Origin of the sequence: Chitinophaga pendula (genome assembly GCF_020386615.1) — a bacterium.
Lineage (GTDB): Bacteria > Bacteroidota > Bacteroidia > Chitinophagales > Chitinophagaceae > Chitinophaga > Chitinophaga pendula.
Map to the genome: position 1 here is coordinate 463,072 of NZ_CP077769.1, position 13,727 is coordinate 476,798.

Genomic DNA, 13,727 nt, shown 5'->3' on the forward strand with positions numbered 1-13,727 from the left:
AAGTTCCGTTTGCCGGATTGGCGTTGCCTGAGGGCGGCAATGCTGGTCGTAGCAAACGGAACTTGTAAATATCGGGGAAACAGCGATTGTGTGTTAGAGCTGTTTGATAACTTCGTCGGCGAACTCGGAGGTTTTCACCAGGGTGGCATCGTCCATCAGCTTGTAGAAGTCGATGGTGACGCGTTTGCGCATGATAGCGGTGCTGAGGCCATGTACGATGATATCTGCTGCTTCTTTCCATCCCATGTATTCCAGCATCATTACACCGCTGAGGATAACGGAAGAGGGGTTCATGGTGTTGGTATTGGCGAAGCGTGGAGCAGTACCGTGGGTGGCTTCGAATACGGCGTGGCCGGTGTTGTAGTTGATATTGGCACCGGGAGCGATACCGATACCACCAACGGCGGCAGCCAGTGCATCGGAAATATAGTCACCGTTCAGGTTGAGCGTAGCTACTACGGAGTAGTCCTGGGGCGCCAGGAGTATCTGCTGCAGGAAGTTGTCTGCTATGACATCTTTTATCAGGATCTTATTGTGTGCCAGTGCGATGTTGAGTTCTTTATTGGCAGTGTCTTCGTCCTGTTCTTTTTTGGTTTTTTCCCATTGCTCCCAGGTGTATACTTTATCGCCGAATTCGCGTGCGGCGAGTTCATAGCCCCAGTTTTTGAAGCCACCTTCGGTGAACTTCATGATGTTGCCTTTGTGCACGAGGGTAACAGAAGGGAGTTTATGTGTGACAGCATAATCTATCGCTGCGCGGATAAGGCGTTCGGAGCCTTCTTTGGATACTGGTTTGATACCCAGAGAGGAGGTTTCCGGGAAGCGGATCTTTTTCACGCCCATTTCATTCTGGAGGAAATGGAGGAGTTTTTCAGCTTCCGGCGTACCGTACATGTATTCGATACCGGCATAGATATCTTCAGTGTTTTCACGGAAAATGACCATGTTCACTTTTTCGGGATGTTTAACGGGTGAAGGCACCTTGTTGAACCATCTGATAGGGCGTACACAGGCATAGAGGTCCAGTTCCTGGCGCATAGCCACGTTGAGGGAGCGGATACCGCCGCCTACTGGTGTGGAGAGAGGGCCTTTGATAGAAACGAGATACTCTTTGAGAGCGTCCAGGGTGGTGGCGGGCAGCCATTCTCCTGTTTCTGAAAAGGCTTTTTCACCTGCCAGTATTTCTTTCCACTCTATTTTCCTTTCACTGCCATAGGCTTTTTCTACAGCGGCGTCGAATACGCGGACACTGGCTTTCCAGATATCGGGCCCAATACCATCCCCTTCGATAAAAGGAATAATAGGATGATTAGGCACCTTTAACTGGCCGTTGATCATTGAAATTTTTTCTGCCGGCATAATACACTTGCTTTGCGCGTTACTAATTATTGTAATCGTTCGCAAAGTTACAGCATTTAGACCTGATCCGGCAGTACCTTTTCCTGCTTTCAACCGGTTTTTTCCCTTGTTCAGCGGTAAGTGGTGGCCGGAGGCGCTGCCAGTGCTTAATTTAGTGGCCGCAACATATCACTGATTCCTGTTATTTTGTGCATAAATGAAGAAGAAGCTACTGATCGTATTGGGGTTGCTGGTGTTCTGCCATCTTTACGTATTGCAGTTGCAGTTGGTGGAGAGCTTGTCGACCGGCAGGTTCGATTACCATCCGGACGCCCCCTTTTTCCTGTTCCTGGACTGTCTGATCTCCATATACAGTGTGCAGCTGGCCAGGCGTTGGTTCCGGCGACGGCGTGAGCGTCATCTGCCTTCTCCGCTGGTGGAGCTGGGGGGCAGTATTCCTATTTTCATGGCGGGTACCCTGGCCTATATCATACTGGTGGAGCAGGCCATATTCGGCAAGCCGATCGAGCCGAAGCACCTATTGGGTAATATGGTGGTATTGTCGTTGTTGCACCTGATCATCGGGAGTGTGTATATCGCTATCAACTATTTTTCTACCAGTACCCGGATGAGCCGTAAGCTGCTCGCGGCTTCGCGGGCTCATGCCGATACTCAGATCAAGCTGTTGCAGCAGCAGCTGGACCCTCATTTCCTGTTCAACAACCTGAATGTGTTGTCCAGCCTGGTGCATAAGGATGCAGACCGGGCGGAGGAGTTTATCCACCGGTTTGCGGAGTTGTACCGGCATATGTTGCAGGTGGGTAAGAAAGAGCTGACGCTGGTGAGTGAGGAGATCATGTTATTGCAGCATTATATTTACCTGATCGACCAGCGTTTCCCCGGTGCTTACCAGTTCCAGCTGGCGTTGCCGGAGGGGGTGCAGGAAACTTATCTGCCTTCGGGGACGTTGCAGTTGCTGGCGGAGAATGTGATCAAACATAACCAGGTGAACTATGCGGTGCCGTTGAAGGTGAAATTGTATGCGGATGAAGACCGGCTGGTGATGGAGAACCAGCGCCGCAACAGGGTGTTGGACCCCGGGGTATCTACGGGTACGGGGCTGACGAACCTGCGTGCGCGCTATACATTGTTAACAGACCGTCAGATCGTTGTAAAGATGGCGGAGGAGCTGTTCTCGGTGCAGTTCCCGGTCATAAAAGTGCTTCGTGTATGCAAGTGATCATACTGGAAGATGAGCCATTGGCAGGGGAAAAGCTGCAGCATTTCCTGGAGCGTTATGATTCGGCGATACAGGTGGCTGCCATATTGCCCAGTATTACCGCTACGGTGGAGTGGTTGCAGGAGCATCCGCAGCCGGACCTGATCCTGTCAGACATTGAGCTGCTGGACGGTAATATTTTCTCGTTGTACCAGCAACTGTCATTACGCTGTCCGGTGATTTTCTGTACTTCCCACGACCAGTTCCTGTTGCATGCTTTTGAGACGAATGGTATTGCTTATTTGATCAAGCCATTCAGTTTTGACAAGTTCCGGCAGGCGATGGATAAGTATGCATTGTTACGGCGGCCGTTGGTGTCGGATGAGCTGGTGCGGCAGGTGGCGGAGCAGTTGCGGCATACGCATCAGCCGGTGTACCGGGAGCGGTTTACGGTGCGGGTAAAGGACGGGATCATTTTATTGGCGGTGGAGGACATCCAATATTTCTATTCGGAGTATAGTGTGACAGTGGCGGTGGACAAGCAGCAGCAGAAACATTTGTTGTCGGAGACGCTGGATGGGGTGATGGAGCTGGTAGACCCTGACATGTTCTTCCGGGTGAACAGGGGTGAGATCATCCGGCTGGACAGTATTGCGGCGATGACGCCTTATTTCGGCGACCGGCTGAGTGTGCGGCTGAAGGGGATCACCCGGCAGTTTGTGACCAGTACCAGCCGGACGGCAGCGTTCAGGAAGTGGATCTGCCGGTAGGCGGTTATTCCTGAGAGCGGCATTGAACTTTTCGGGGAGAAGTGTACGTATATAAGGTAATTTTTATCCCCTCTTGGAGTATGCGCAGATTAATCTTATTTTGCTTAACCATACTATTGATCAACAGTGAAAAGAACTGGGCAGCTATGCAATCACCCTTACCCATTCAAGATACGACCCTTACTTACCTGGCATTGGGAGACAGTTACACGATCGGAGAAAGTGTAACGGAGCCGGAGCGTTTCCCGGAGCAGGCGGTTGCGTTGCTGGCCAGAAGGGGTATACGGGTGGCATCTCCCCGTATCATTGCCATTACAGGGTGGACAACTGATGAGTTAGCACAAGCCATTCAAGCGGCTGGTATAAAGACAACCTACCACATCGTGACCTTGCTCATAGGGGTCAACAACCAATATCGAGGCCGTAGCCTGGAAGAGTACCGGGTACAGTTTGCGCAGTTACTGGAGCAGGCCATTGCATTTGCCGGTGGGGATGTGCGGAGGGTAGTGGTGTTATCCATTCCGGATTGGGGCGTCACGCCTTATGCAGAAGGTAGGGACCGGGCCCAGATCGCCACCGAGATAGATGCTTTCAATGCAGCGAACAAGGCGATTACCTTACGGTATGGCGCCGGTTATCTGGATATTACGCCGGTGTCGAGGCAGGGCGCTACGGATGCGACCCTACAGGCGGCAGACGGACTACATCCATCTGGCAAACAGTATACGCTGTGGGCGCAACGGTTATCGTTGCTGCTGGCTGACATAGCTGCTTTATAGCCACCTGCCATCATCATTTGTTAATACTGGGACAGGAACTTCCTCTATGTCTCTGAAAAACCCTTTTATGGAACGCCATATCGTTAAAATTTTATCCACAGTACCCGTTACGCATGATGTAAGACGCATTAAAGTCAGCAAGCCGGAGGGTTATCATTTCCTGCCAGGGCAGGCTACGGAGGTATCCCTGCATAAGCCGGGCTGGGAGGAGGAGCGTCGGCCTTTTACGTTTACAGGACTGAATGATTGGGACCACCTGGAATTTACCATTAAGATCTATAAGGACCGTCATAGTGTGACAGCGGGTATTTCCCAGCTCCGGGAGGGAGATGAGCTGCTATTGCATGATGTATGGGGGGCCATTCAGTATAAGGGAGAAGGCACCTTCATTGCGGGCGGAGCCGGGGTAACACCATTTATTGCCATTTTCAGGCAGCTGGAGCAGGATGGGAAGATCGGGGGTAACCAGCTGATCTTTTCCAATAAAACCCGGGAGGATGTGATCCTGGAAGAGGAGTGGCGCCGTATGCTGGGAGACCGTTTTATCCCTACCCTTACCAAAGTGCCGGCAGAAGGTTATGAGCACCGGCGTATCGACGAGGCCTATCTGAAGGAGAAGGTAGGTGATTTCAGCCGTCAGTTCTATATCTGCGGGCCTGATCCGATGGTACAGCAACTGAAGGAGACACTGACCCGGCTGACGGGTAATGATAAACTGATCACCATCGAAATATAACGTTATGGCACGCGGCTGAGTGTCCGGCCGTTGGCCTTTGTTCCCTGCCTGTTCACCGACTGTCCTGCTGACCCATCGCAGGAGCGGAAGATTTCACCGTTATTTTACCGCCGTTTACCGGAAGTCATGCTTTTTTGGCCTAAATACGTTTGAAATACCACGTATAGCGGGTTAGTTTTGTATCATAAATTTTAAAAGTATGGCATATCAATATAACGATACCGATACCAGTGATCAAAGGATAGCGCGCCGCAGACCTAAACGGGCAATAGGAGGGCTGATACTGGTAATAGTAGGAGGTTTTTTATTAATAGACCAGTTGGATTTGAACTTGCCGTCCTGGATAGTATCCTGGCAGATGATCCTGATTGTAGTAGGGTTGCTGGTAGGTATCAAACATCAGTTCCGGGGAGGCGCCTGGCTGATCATGATGACGGTGGGTGGTGTGTTTCTGTTAAGAGAAATGGAAATCATCCACTTCGACATATTCCGGTTTATATGGCCGGCGGCATTGATTGGATTGGGTATTATGATCTTGTTGAAAAGGGACCGCCCGCATATGTGGCGTCGCAATTACGAGCTGAAGGACGACAAGGATAGTGAAGACCACCTGGACTGTGTGGCTATTTTCGGCTCGGACAACAGGATGATCCTGAACAAGCGGTTGAAGGGCGGGGATCTGACGGCGGTATTTGGTGGGATAGATCTGAACCTGACACAGGCGGATTTTGAGGATACGATCAGCCTGAACGTACACGCCATATTTGGTGGTATTGAGCTGGTGGTACCGGCGCACTGGGATGTGAAACTGGAGGTGAACACTATTATGGGCGGTATAGAAGACAAGCGGTTCCCGGAACTGATCGGGGGCACGATGCCGACCAAAACGCTGATCCTGAAGGGGAGTGCGATCATGGGCGGAATAGAGATCAAGAGTTATCCTTCCTGATAAGACACGGATTATCTATCGTTTGGCTATAATAATTATCACACTTACTTTTTAAAAACTACTCATATGCAATGGTTTGTCGCAAAGGTTGTATACCAGATCATCAGCGGTAATGGTAACCATCTGCCCCAGTTTGACGAGCAGTTAAGGCTTATTAATGCTGACAACAAGCAGGCTGCCTGGAAGAAGGCTTGTGAGATAGGTTTACAGGAGCAATATGCTTTTAAGAACCAGAAGCAGGAGCTGGTAGAGTGGAAATTTATCAACGTACCGGAACTGTTCATGCTGGACCAGCTGTCTGACGGTATGGAATTGTATTCCAGGATAGAGGAGCCTGGCAATGCGGCGACTTACCTGGCCTGGTTACAATCGAAATCGGCGCAACTGGAAGATCAGCGTTATGCAGAGATCAGTGCGTGAGTGCTGACTGTTGTTAACGTCTTCCATCCTTATTCACGGTTTTAATCCGTCCCGTTTGACAAAACAAATCTTTATAGACCGGTCTTTCCGCTGGGTTTTCATTGGAACAGCCTACACCTTTATGCTGGTGGAGGCATTCCTGTTGATGAAGTGGTTTCATATTGAGTCCCGGCTTGCCTGGACGGACAGCCTGGTACATACCGGCTTGCTGGCAGGCGCCAGTTTGCTGATCTCGCAGAACCTGGCCTACTATCATCCGCAGAAAGGGAAATATCTGTATTTGCTGGTGTATGCTACGATCCTGAGTGTGATATGGCTGACATTTAGTACTTGCCTGATGCGATCTATTTTTCCGTACAAGACGGAATACTATCACTGGATGATAGATGCGTTGCCGGTGCGGTATATTATAGGATGGCTGATCATCACCGGTATGGGGATGAAGAGCCTGGTATGGCATGAGTTGGGAGAGCAACGTGCGTTGATGGCGCGTAAGGATGCTACGGAGCGGATGGCGAGGGAGGCGGAGCTGTTCAAATTACGGCAGCAATTGCAGCCGCATTTTTTGTTCAACAGTTTGAATTCCATTAATGCGTTGATCATGCTACGGCCGCAGCAGGCGCGGGAGATGGTGCTGAAGTTGTCCGACTTTCTGCGAGGGTCTATCAAGCGGGAAGATCAGCAATGGATATCGTTGACGGAGGAGTTACAATACCTGGAGTGGTACCTGGATATAGAGAAAGTGCGGTTTGGACACCGGTTGTCTACGGAGGTGAGTTCAGTCGTGGAGGCGCAGGCGATGCAGATGCCGCCTATGTTGTTGCAGCCGGTGGTAGAGAATGCGATCAAGTATGGGCTGTATGATACGACGGAAGCCATCACGATTACGATCCGGGCCTGGAAGGAGGATGAGTTGTTGAAGATAGAGGTGCGTAATCCATTTGATCCGGTGTTGCAGCAGCCACACCGGGGTACGGGTTTTGGGTTAAGTTCTATCCGGCGCAGGTTGTACCTGTTGTTTGCCCGTAATGACCTATTAGAAACACAAGCGATTGACAATATTTACACAACACTAATAAAAGTGCCTCAACCAAATGACAAAAGTAGTAATCATTGATGATGAGCCATTGGCGAGGGCCGTGGTGGTGGAGTTTTTACAGGCTTACCCGGAGTTGCAGCTGATGCAGGAATGCGGGGATGGTTTTGAGGGGTTGAAGGCGATACAGCAGCATCAGCCGGAGTTGATATTCCTGGATGTGCAGATGCCTAAGATCAATGGCTTCGAGATGCTGGAGCTGGTGGAGGATATGCCGGCGGTGATCTTTACGACGGCATTTGAGGAGCATGCGATCCGTGCTTTTGAGGTGAATGCGATAGACTATTTGCTGAAGCCGTTTTCGCAGGAGCGTTTTGAGAAGGCTATCCAGCGTTGGCGGGAGCGTCGCAGCAATGCCAATGCGGCGGCGCAACAGACGGCGGGTTTGCTGGAAACTGCGGCTACGTCGCCATTGCAGAGCAACCGGGTGGTGGTGAAGATCAATGGTAAGATCAAGATCATTCCGGTGCAGGATATTCATTACCTGGAGGCGGCGGATGATTACGTGAAGATCGTGACGCAGGAGGGTACTTTCCTGAAGAACAAGACGATGTCGTTTTTTGAGCAGACGTTGGATGGGCAGCAATTTGCCCGGGTGCACCGTTCTTATATGCTGAATGTGAATGAGGTGACCCGTATAGAGCCTTATGAGAAAGAGAATCACCTGGCGATACTACGTTCGGGTGCGAAGGTGCCGGTGAGTAAGACCGGTTATCCTAAACTGAAAGCCGCTTTGGGCTTATAGTATTTATTTGAGCTGACTGAAGAGTTGTTCCAATTTCTTTTTGGGTAGTATTTTCTGTCCTGTTTGTCCGCTGGCGATCAGGCGGTCGCCGTGGTGTGCTGTGAAGTCGCAGATGATCTCATGGTGTTGGAGGCGGTGGATGGTGGCGGTGAAGTGAACGGTGCTGCCGATGGGTGCGGGAGCGTGGTGGGTGATGCTAAGTTGTGTGCCGATACCTTCTTCTTCTTCGTCTTTCATTTGGAGGGCAAAGAGGCGGCTGCACCATTCTGCATCGCGGGCGAGGGCGAAGGTGGCGTACACGGGGTGTACGGTGCCGCTGTCGAAGGTGGCGCAGTCTTCGGCGGTGACCAGCCGGCTGAAGTGCTGCTGGTCGCCGGTTTGGAACAGGTGTTTCATGCTATACAGTATGATGATGTGTTGTTATTGTACGACCAATACCGGTATTTTGACATGATGTCTTACCTGGTTGGTTGTTTCTCCATATATCCAATCTTTGATGCCGGTGTGTCCATGTCCGCCGAGGATAAGGAAGTCGGCCTTTTCTTCTTTTACGATACGGACGATTTCTTTGGCGCGGTGGCGGTATCCGAGGATGCCGCGGGCATTGATGCCTTGTACGCGTAGCTGGGCGGTATAGGCCATTAGTTGTTGCTGGTCTTTGCGTGTTTCCAGGTCATCAGATTCGTGGCCGAGGTATTTGGCGGAGGCGCTTTCGACGATATGGATCAGCAGGTATTCAGTGTCGGGGGTGCCATGTGCGATGGCGTTGACGATGACTTGTTCGTCATTTTTGCTGAAGTCGAGTGCCAGGGCGATGCGTTTGTATACGGGTTTTTCGAGTTTGTCTATCGATACGGTGACGGGTTCCGGGTGTATGCTGAAGGCGATTGCTTTGCGGCGCTTGTTGATCACGGGGTAGAAGGTGGTGATGAGCAGTAGTGTGATGAAACCGAGGCCGGCGAATATGATAATGACATCTACCCAGGCGGGGCCGTTGTCGCTGATGAAGGCGGCGGCTTCAGCCCAGACCATGCGGATATTGAGGTATACCAGTATGACGGTGATAGCCCATCCCATGATCTTAGTGAGCGGTTTGATGGCATGTACGCCCATGGTTTGTTTGTCGCTGACGAAGTGGATAAGGGGGATGATGGCAAATCCCAGCTGGAGGCTGAGGAGTACCTGGCTGAATACGAGGAGTTCGCCTACTTTATCATCGCCGGCGAGGAGGATGACCAGTAGTGCGGGTACGATGGCGACGAGTCGGGTGAGGAGTCGACGTAGCCAGGGATTGATACGCAGGCGGAGGTATCCTTCCATGACGATCTGGCCGGCCAGGGTACCGGTGACGGTGCTGCTTTGTCCGGCTGCGATGAGGGCTATGGCGAAGAGCATGGGCGCCCATTTGTTGCCCAGCAGGCCTTCCAGTAGCTGGTGGGCATCCTGTATGTCTGCGATATTGGTATGTCCTGCTTTGAAAAATACGGAGGCTGCTAATATGAGTATGGCGGCGTTGACAAAAAATGCGAGGTTGAGCGCGATGGCGCTGTCGATAAAGTTGAGTTTGAGTGCCTGGCGGATGCCTTTTTCGTCGCGTTTGATCTTGCGCGTCTGTACTAATGCGGAGTGCAGGTATAGGTTGTGTGGCATAACGGTGGCGCCGATGATACCGATGGCGATATAGAGGGCGGTATTATCCGGGATGGTGGGGATAAATCCGGTAGCTACTTCTTTGAGTTGCGGACGGGCCATGATCAGCTCTGTCAGGAAAGAGATGCCGACGATAGCGACGAGTGAGATGATGAAGGCTTCCATTTTCCGGATGCCGTATCGTTGTAGTACGAGGAGGAGGAAGGTATCGAGGACGGTGATGCTGACGCCCCAGGCGAGGGGGAGGCCGGTGAGCAGTTGTATCCCGATGGCCATGCCCAGTACTTCGGCGAGGTCGGTGGCGGCGATCGCTATTTCTGCGAGTATGTAGAGGATGAAGTTGACGACTGGGGGGTATGTTTCGCGGTTGGCCTGAGCGAGGTCGCGGCCTCTGACAATACCGAGACGGGCGCTGAGGCTTTGGAGCAGGAGTGCCATGAGATTACTCATGAGCAATACCCAGAGCAGTTTATAACCGTACTGGCTGCCTCCTGCGAGATCGGTGGCCCAGTTGCCCGGGTCCATATATCCTACGCTGACGAGATAAGCCGGGCCGAAGAAGGCCAGCAGTTTTTTCCAGCGAGACTTGCCGTTGGTAGTATCTATACTTTGGTGTACTTCACTAAGTGATGTATGGTGATTGGAAAGATGCATACGTTAAAAGTTGTCCCTATTGATCATTTGGCATTAGCCGGAGGCAGGCGGGCATCATACGGGGCGTACCATGATGCTTTTACATACCTGTTCACTGATGGTGAATGCCGGTTGATTTTTGATTTTTATCTCCATGGAGTTATCGAATTCATAGCGTTCGATCACATCGATATGCGTGCCGAGGCGGATGCCTTTGGCATTGAGGAATTCGAGTAAGGCGCTGGATTGGTCGGATACGGCAGTGATCTCCAGGCGTTTGGCGGTGGAGAGGTCCAGGGAGGTTTGCGGGCGTTGTTTGCCTATTTTCCCATTGGCATCCGGGATGGGATCGCCATGGGGGTCGATGGTAGGATTACCCAAGTATTCGCTGAGGCGGTTGATGAGTTTTTCGCTCCGTACATGTTCGAGCTCTTCGGCCAGTTCGTGTACTTCATCCCAGCTGAAGTTGAGTTTATCTACCAGGAAACATTCCCATAGGCGGTGCCTGCGGATGATCTGCAAGGCGGCTTTGCGACCTTCGGCGGAGAGCTGCAAGCCCTGGTATTTTTCGTAATCGATCAGTTTTTTTTCCTTTAGCTTTTTAGCCATGTCGGTTACAGAAGCCGGTTTGGTATCGAGTTCATAGGCCAGGGCAGTGGTGGTCACTGTTTGCTGGCCTTCCTGCAACTTATAGATCGACTTAATATAGTTCTCTTCTGCTATCGTCAAGTTCATACGGACTAAAATAAAAATTTAGACAAATCTAAAAACATATAGACAATTTAGCAAGCTTTTTTAGCAGCAGGTGGTTGGTATGTATCCGGGAGGCGTTATTTTTGCATCCCTTTTGAGGGAGATGGGCGCATTAGTGGGCCGGTGATGGAGAACCGGCATTGTTTTTTCTATAAAGACAGGCTTACATATCAGAATTATATTTAATTTTCGGAAGTATAACTAAAAGTGCATGAACAGGTACCTGTTAATTTTTTTCTTTGCCGGCGTGCTGGCAGCCTGCAAATCCAAGCCATCCAAAACGGGCGATACGGATCAACCGTTGACCTATGAGGATTTTGAGCAGTTATTCCCGCAGTCGGCGTTACCGTATAAGTTGAGTGCGGAGCTGCTGGCGGAGAAAACGCCTGATTCTGTAAGGTTGAAAGCGGCAGTGATCAAACAATTCCTGACGGATACGCTGGGTAAGTCTAGGTTCCCCAAATCAGATGTGCCTAAATATTATCCGCTGCAGTATGTGCCTGGTGCGACGATGAACTTTTTTGTGGTGAAAGCGAGTGGGAAGACGGGCACGTTGGCCTACCTGTGTTTTACAGACAAAAAGGGGAAGTACCTGAACAGTATGTTGGCAGGCCATACGGCTGATAAGGACGGTACGGTATTGTATTTCTCACTGGACAGTAAATATGTGATCAAGACCAGTACGGAGCGGAAGCTGACGGCATCGCGCAGTGCGTTGAAGGAGGACTTTTATATGATCAATCCTGATGGGGCGGCTACGCTGATCATGACGAATTCTAATGAGCCAGGGCCGGGGCAGCTGTTCAACCCGATCGATACGTTGCCGAGGAAACAGAAATTTTCTGCTGACTATAAGTCGGGCGAGATGAACCTGGTATCTATCCGTGACGGTGATGAGCCGAAGACGTTCCGGTTTTTCATCAGTTTTTCAAAGGACAATGGGACCTGTAAGGGAGAGTTGAGTGGTGTTGGCCGTTATACCGGCACGAACAAGGGGGAGTATCAGGATAAGGAGAGTGCGTGTGGTATAGCGTTCCAGTTTTCCGGTAGCCGGGTAAACATCCGGGAGATCGGAGGATGCGGAGCTTACCGTAATATTAAGTGTTTCTTTGAAGGCGGGTTTGCGAAAAAGAAGAAGTAGTTCAATAACGTCTTTATAATAGAAAAGGGGATGTCTTTTTAAAAGACATCCCCTTTTTATTGTTATACACTGCTTATACGGTACTTACAGGGTACTTAAGGAAGCGGCGCAGATAACTGATTATTGTTTAGGGAAATTGGGATCTGCCTTTACTTCTTCGATCTGTTTGGTATGTCTGGCGGAGTGGGAGGATATGAGCAGGAGGAACTGGTAAGCGTCGAGGGTGCCTGCGGGGCTGTCCATGACGTGGTTACGCAGGTCATCGTTGTTAGTCTTGACGTACTCGATGAGTTGATCGCGTTGGGTATTGAAGGCGTCGATGGCTGCTGCGGTGGTAGCGTAGGTGTGCTTAGGCTGTGCGAATTCAGGCGCTTTGGCTTTATGGCTGCGATCGGTGACACCTTTGATGAGGTCTTCATCTTTGGTTTTGATATCCTTTCTTTTTTCCGGGTTGGGAGTTTGTTTTACCAGTTGCTGTTCCATACCGAAGATTCCTTTTTCGACGAGGATGATATGTTCGAGACATTCGGCGACGGACCAGCGGGAGGAGTCCGGTTTAAAGTTCATTTGTTTGTCGGAGAGGCCTTGTATGCTTTTGAGCAGGTTGGCCCTTGTTTCCATAAAGTTTTTGACCAGTATTTCGCGATCGTCGGTGCGGGTGTCGCTGATACGGAATGCGAACAGCATTACGGCTGGTAGCAGGAGGAGGAGTTTTTTCATGATGTCCGGTTTAATGTATAAAGAAGGTAACGTGTGTGGGGTAGTATTTATAAAAGTTACGAAAAATCCTGCGAAGTGGTTCCTTGGGTATGTTGCCGGATCAGTTGCAGGAAGGCATCGCGGGGGATGAATCGGGCGCCGAGGGATTCGAGGTGTGGGGTATGTACCTGGCAGTCGATGAGGGCGAGGCCTTGGCTGGCGGCCTGTCGGACGAAGGTGATGAACGCTGCTTTGGAGGCGTTGCTGACATGGGCAAACATGGATTCTCCGAAGAAGCAGTTGCCCAGTTTGACGCCATAGAGTCCCCCGACGAGCTGTTCTTTTTGCCAGCATTCTACGGAGAGGGCGTGTCCTGCCTGGTGGAGGCGGATGTAGGCCTGTTGCATTTCGCGGGTGATCCAGGTGCCATCCTGGCCTTCGCGGAATATTTTGCGGCAGTTGGAGATGACGCCTTTAAAGTCCTGGTTGATGGTGATGTGGAAGGTCTCTTTTTTGAGTACCTGTTTCATAGAGGCGGACACTTTGAGTTCTTCGGGGAAGAGTACGAAGCGTTCGTGAGGGGACCACCAGAGGATGGGAGGTTCAGAATACCAGGGGAATATGCCGGAGCTGTAAGCGAGCAGGAGCCGTTGGGTGGACAGGTCACCGCCGGCAGCCAGCAGGCCATCGGGTTCTGCCAGTTGGGTAGGGGGGAAGACCAGTTTTTTGTCCAGGTGAAATACGGGCATCCTTCAGGTGATTGCAAATGGTAGCGGAAATAGCAAAAACGGTCCGGTTT

15 protein-coding genes are annotated in these 13,727 nt (G+C 51.0%); 9 read left to right on the forward strand and 6 right to left on the reverse strand.

The annotated features are described in order from the left end of the window. Positions 1-93: 93 nt before the first annotated feature. Positions 94-1,359: an NADP-dependent isocitrate dehydrogenase gene (gene icd / locus KTO58_RS01820; protein WP_095841016.1), complete on the reverse strand. Its 1,266-nt coding sequence runs from the start codon at positions 1,357-1,359 to the stop codon at positions 94-96. Positions 1,360-1,555: 196 nt separating this feature from the next. Here icd and KTO58_RS01825 point away from each other — a divergent pair, with 196 nt between their 5' ends. From KTO58_RS01825 to KTO58_RS01860, 8 genes are all read left to right on the forward strand, one after another. Next, a complete protein-coding gene (locus KTO58_RS01825; protein WP_095841015.1) occupies positions 1,556-2,578 on the forward strand; it encodes a sensor histidine kinase in 1,023 nt (340 codons plus the stop codon). Beyond that, positions 2,569-3,327, forward strand: a complete 759-nt coding sequence (locus tag KTO58_RS01830) for a LytR/AlgR family response regulator transcription factor (RefSeq protein WP_095841014.1) — start codon at positions 2,569-2,571, stop codon at positions 3,325-3,327. The genes KTO58_RS01825 and KTO58_RS01830 overlap by 10 nt, the downstream gene beginning before the upstream one ends. Before the next feature lie 146 nt (positions 3,328-3,473). After that, positions 3,474-4,106 (forward strand): SGNH/GDSL hydrolase family protein, encoded by a 633-nt coding sequence (locus KTO58_RS01835; RefSeq protein ID WP_095841752.1) that lies wholly within the window; start codon positions 3,474-3,476, stop codon positions 4,104-4,106. 67 nt (positions 4,107-4,173) lie between these two features. Continuing rightward, the gene (locus tag KTO58_RS01840) at positions 4,174-4,842 is read left to right on the forward strand and encodes a ferredoxin reductase domain-containing protein (RefSeq protein ID WP_095841751.1); all 669 of its coding nucleotides are present in this window, start codon (positions 4,174-4,176) and stop codon (positions 4,840-4,842) included. A gap of 199 nt (positions 4,843-5,041) precedes the next feature. Next, a complete protein-coding gene (locus tag KTO58_RS01845) occupies positions 5,042-5,791 on the forward strand; it encodes a LiaF transmembrane domain-containing protein (protein WP_095841013.1) in 750 nt (249 codons plus the stop codon). A gap of 66 nt (positions 5,792-5,857) precedes the next feature. Next, positions 5,858-6,211, forward strand: a complete 354-nt coding sequence (locus KTO58_RS01850) for a DUF4288 domain-containing protein (protein ID WP_095841012.1) — start codon at positions 5,858-5,860, stop codon at positions 6,209-6,211. A 55-nt stretch (positions 6,212-6,266) separates the two neighbouring features. Then, complete coding sequence (locus tag KTO58_RS01855; protein WP_198315052.1) at positions 6,267-7,328, forward strand: sensor histidine kinase; 1,062 nt, start codon at positions 6,267-6,269, stop codon at positions 7,326-7,328. Next, positions 7,306-8,052, forward strand: a complete 747-nt coding sequence (locus KTO58_RS01860; protein ID WP_095841011.1) for a LytR/AlgR family response regulator transcription factor — start codon at positions 7,306-7,308, stop codon at positions 8,050-8,052. Before KTO58_RS01855 ends, KTO58_RS01860 begins: the two co-directional genes overlap by 23 nt. A gap of 3 nt (positions 8,053-8,055) precedes the next feature. On the opposite strand, the gene KTO58_RS01865 is transcribed toward KTO58_RS01860, so the two are convergent. Genes KTO58_RS01865 through KTO58_RS01875 form a run of 3 tightly spaced genes read right to left on the reverse strand, consistent with a single transcriptional unit; the run spans position 8,056 to position 11,070 of the window. Further along, entirely contained in the window at positions 8,056-8,448 is a 393-nt protein-coding gene (locus KTO58_RS01865; protein WP_095841010.1) for a thioesterase family protein, read from the reverse strand. Between the two features lie 24 nt (positions 8,449-8,472). After that, on the reverse strand, positions 8,473-10,356 hold the full coding sequence (locus KTO58_RS01870) for an Nramp family divalent metal transporter (RefSeq protein ID WP_095841009.1): 1,884 nt from the start codon (positions 10,354-10,356) through the stop codon (positions 8,473-8,475). 54 nt (positions 10,357-10,410) lie between these two features. Further along, complete coding sequence (locus tag KTO58_RS01875; protein WP_095841008.1) at positions 10,411-11,070, reverse strand: metal-dependent transcriptional regulator; 660 nt, start codon at positions 11,068-11,070, stop codon at positions 10,411-10,413. A gap of 229 nt (positions 11,071-11,299) precedes the next feature. Between KTO58_RS01875 and KTO58_RS01880 the strand changes: the two genes are divergently transcribed. Then, positions 11,300-12,229 (forward strand): hypothetical protein, encoded by a 930-nt coding sequence (locus KTO58_RS01880; protein WP_095841007.1) that lies wholly within the window; start codon positions 11,300-11,302, stop codon positions 12,227-12,229. Between the two features lie 120 nt (positions 12,230-12,349). Here KTO58_RS01880 and KTO58_RS01885 read toward each other — a convergent pair whose 3' ends face one another. Both KTO58_RS01885 and aat read right to left on the reverse strand, forming a co-directional pair. Next, complete coding sequence (locus tag KTO58_RS01885; RefSeq protein ID WP_095841006.1) at positions 12,350-12,949, reverse strand: DinB family protein; 600 nt, start codon at positions 12,947-12,949, stop codon at positions 12,350-12,352. A 56-nt stretch (positions 12,950-13,005) separates the two neighbouring features. Continuing rightward, a complete protein-coding gene (gene aat, locus KTO58_RS01890; RefSeq protein WP_095841005.1) occupies positions 13,006-13,677 on the reverse strand; it encodes a leucyl/phenylalanyl-tRNA--protein transferase in 672 nt (223 codons plus the stop codon). Positions 13,678-13,727: the final 50 nt, after the last annotated feature.

What these genes read in the sequence shown, in the direction of transcription:
- KTO58_RS01880 (WP_095841007.1), top strand. Translation starts at nt 11,300, where the DNA reads ATGAACAGGTACCTGTTAATTTTTTTCTTTGCCGGCGTGCTGGCAGCC.
- KTO58_RS01830 (WP_095841014.1), top strand. Translation starts at nt 2,569, where the DNA reads ATGCAAGTGATCATACTGGAAGATGAGCCATTGGCAGGGGAAAAGCTG.
- KTO58_RS01835 (WP_095841752.1), top strand. Translation starts at nt 3,474, where the DNA reads ATGCAATCACCCTTACCCATTCAAGATACGACCCTTACTTACCTGGCA.
- KTO58_RS01875 (WP_095841008.1), bottom strand. Translation starts at nt 11,070, where the DNA reads ATGAACTTGACGATAGCAGAAGAGAACTATATTAAGTCGATCTATAAG.
- KTO58_RS01860 (WP_095841011.1), top strand. Translation starts at nt 7,306, where the DNA reads ATGACAAAAGTAGTAATCATTGATGATGAGCCATTGGCGAGGGCCGTG.
- aat (WP_095841005.1), bottom strand. Translation starts at nt 13,677, where the DNA reads ATGCCCGTATTTCACCTGGACAAAAAACTGGTCTTCCCCCCTACCCAA.
- KTO58_RS01845 (WP_095841013.1), top strand. Translation starts at nt 5,042, where the DNA reads ATGGCATATCAATATAACGATACCGATACCAGTGATCAAAGGATAGCG.
- KTO58_RS01885 (WP_095841006.1), bottom strand. Translation starts at nt 12,949, where the DNA reads ATGAAAAAACTCCTCCTCCTGCTACCAGCCGTAATGCTGTTCGCATTC.
- KTO58_RS01865 (WP_095841010.1), bottom strand. Translation starts at nt 8,448, where the DNA reads ATGAAACACCTGTTCCAAACCGGCGACCAGCAGCACTTCAGCCGGCTG.
- KTO58_RS01840 (WP_095841751.1), top strand. Translation starts at nt 4,174, where the DNA reads ATGGAACGCCATATCGTTAAAATTTTATCCACAGTACCCGTTACGCAT.
- KTO58_RS01850 (WP_095841012.1), top strand. Translation starts at nt 5,858, where the DNA reads ATGCAATGGTTTGTCGCAAAGGTTGTATACCAGATCATCAGCGGTAAT.
- KTO58_RS01825 (WP_095841015.1), top strand. Translation starts at nt 1,556, where the DNA reads ATGAAGAAGAAGCTACTGATCGTATTGGGGTTGCTGGTGTTCTGCCAT.
- icd (WP_095841016.1), bottom strand. Translation starts at nt 1,359, where the DNA reads ATGCCGGCAGAAAAAATTTCAATGATCAACGGCCAGTTAAAGGTGCCT.
- KTO58_RS01870 (WP_095841009.1), bottom strand. Translation starts at nt 10,356, where the DNA reads ATGCATCTTTCCAATCACCATACATCACTTAGTGAAGTACACCAAAGT.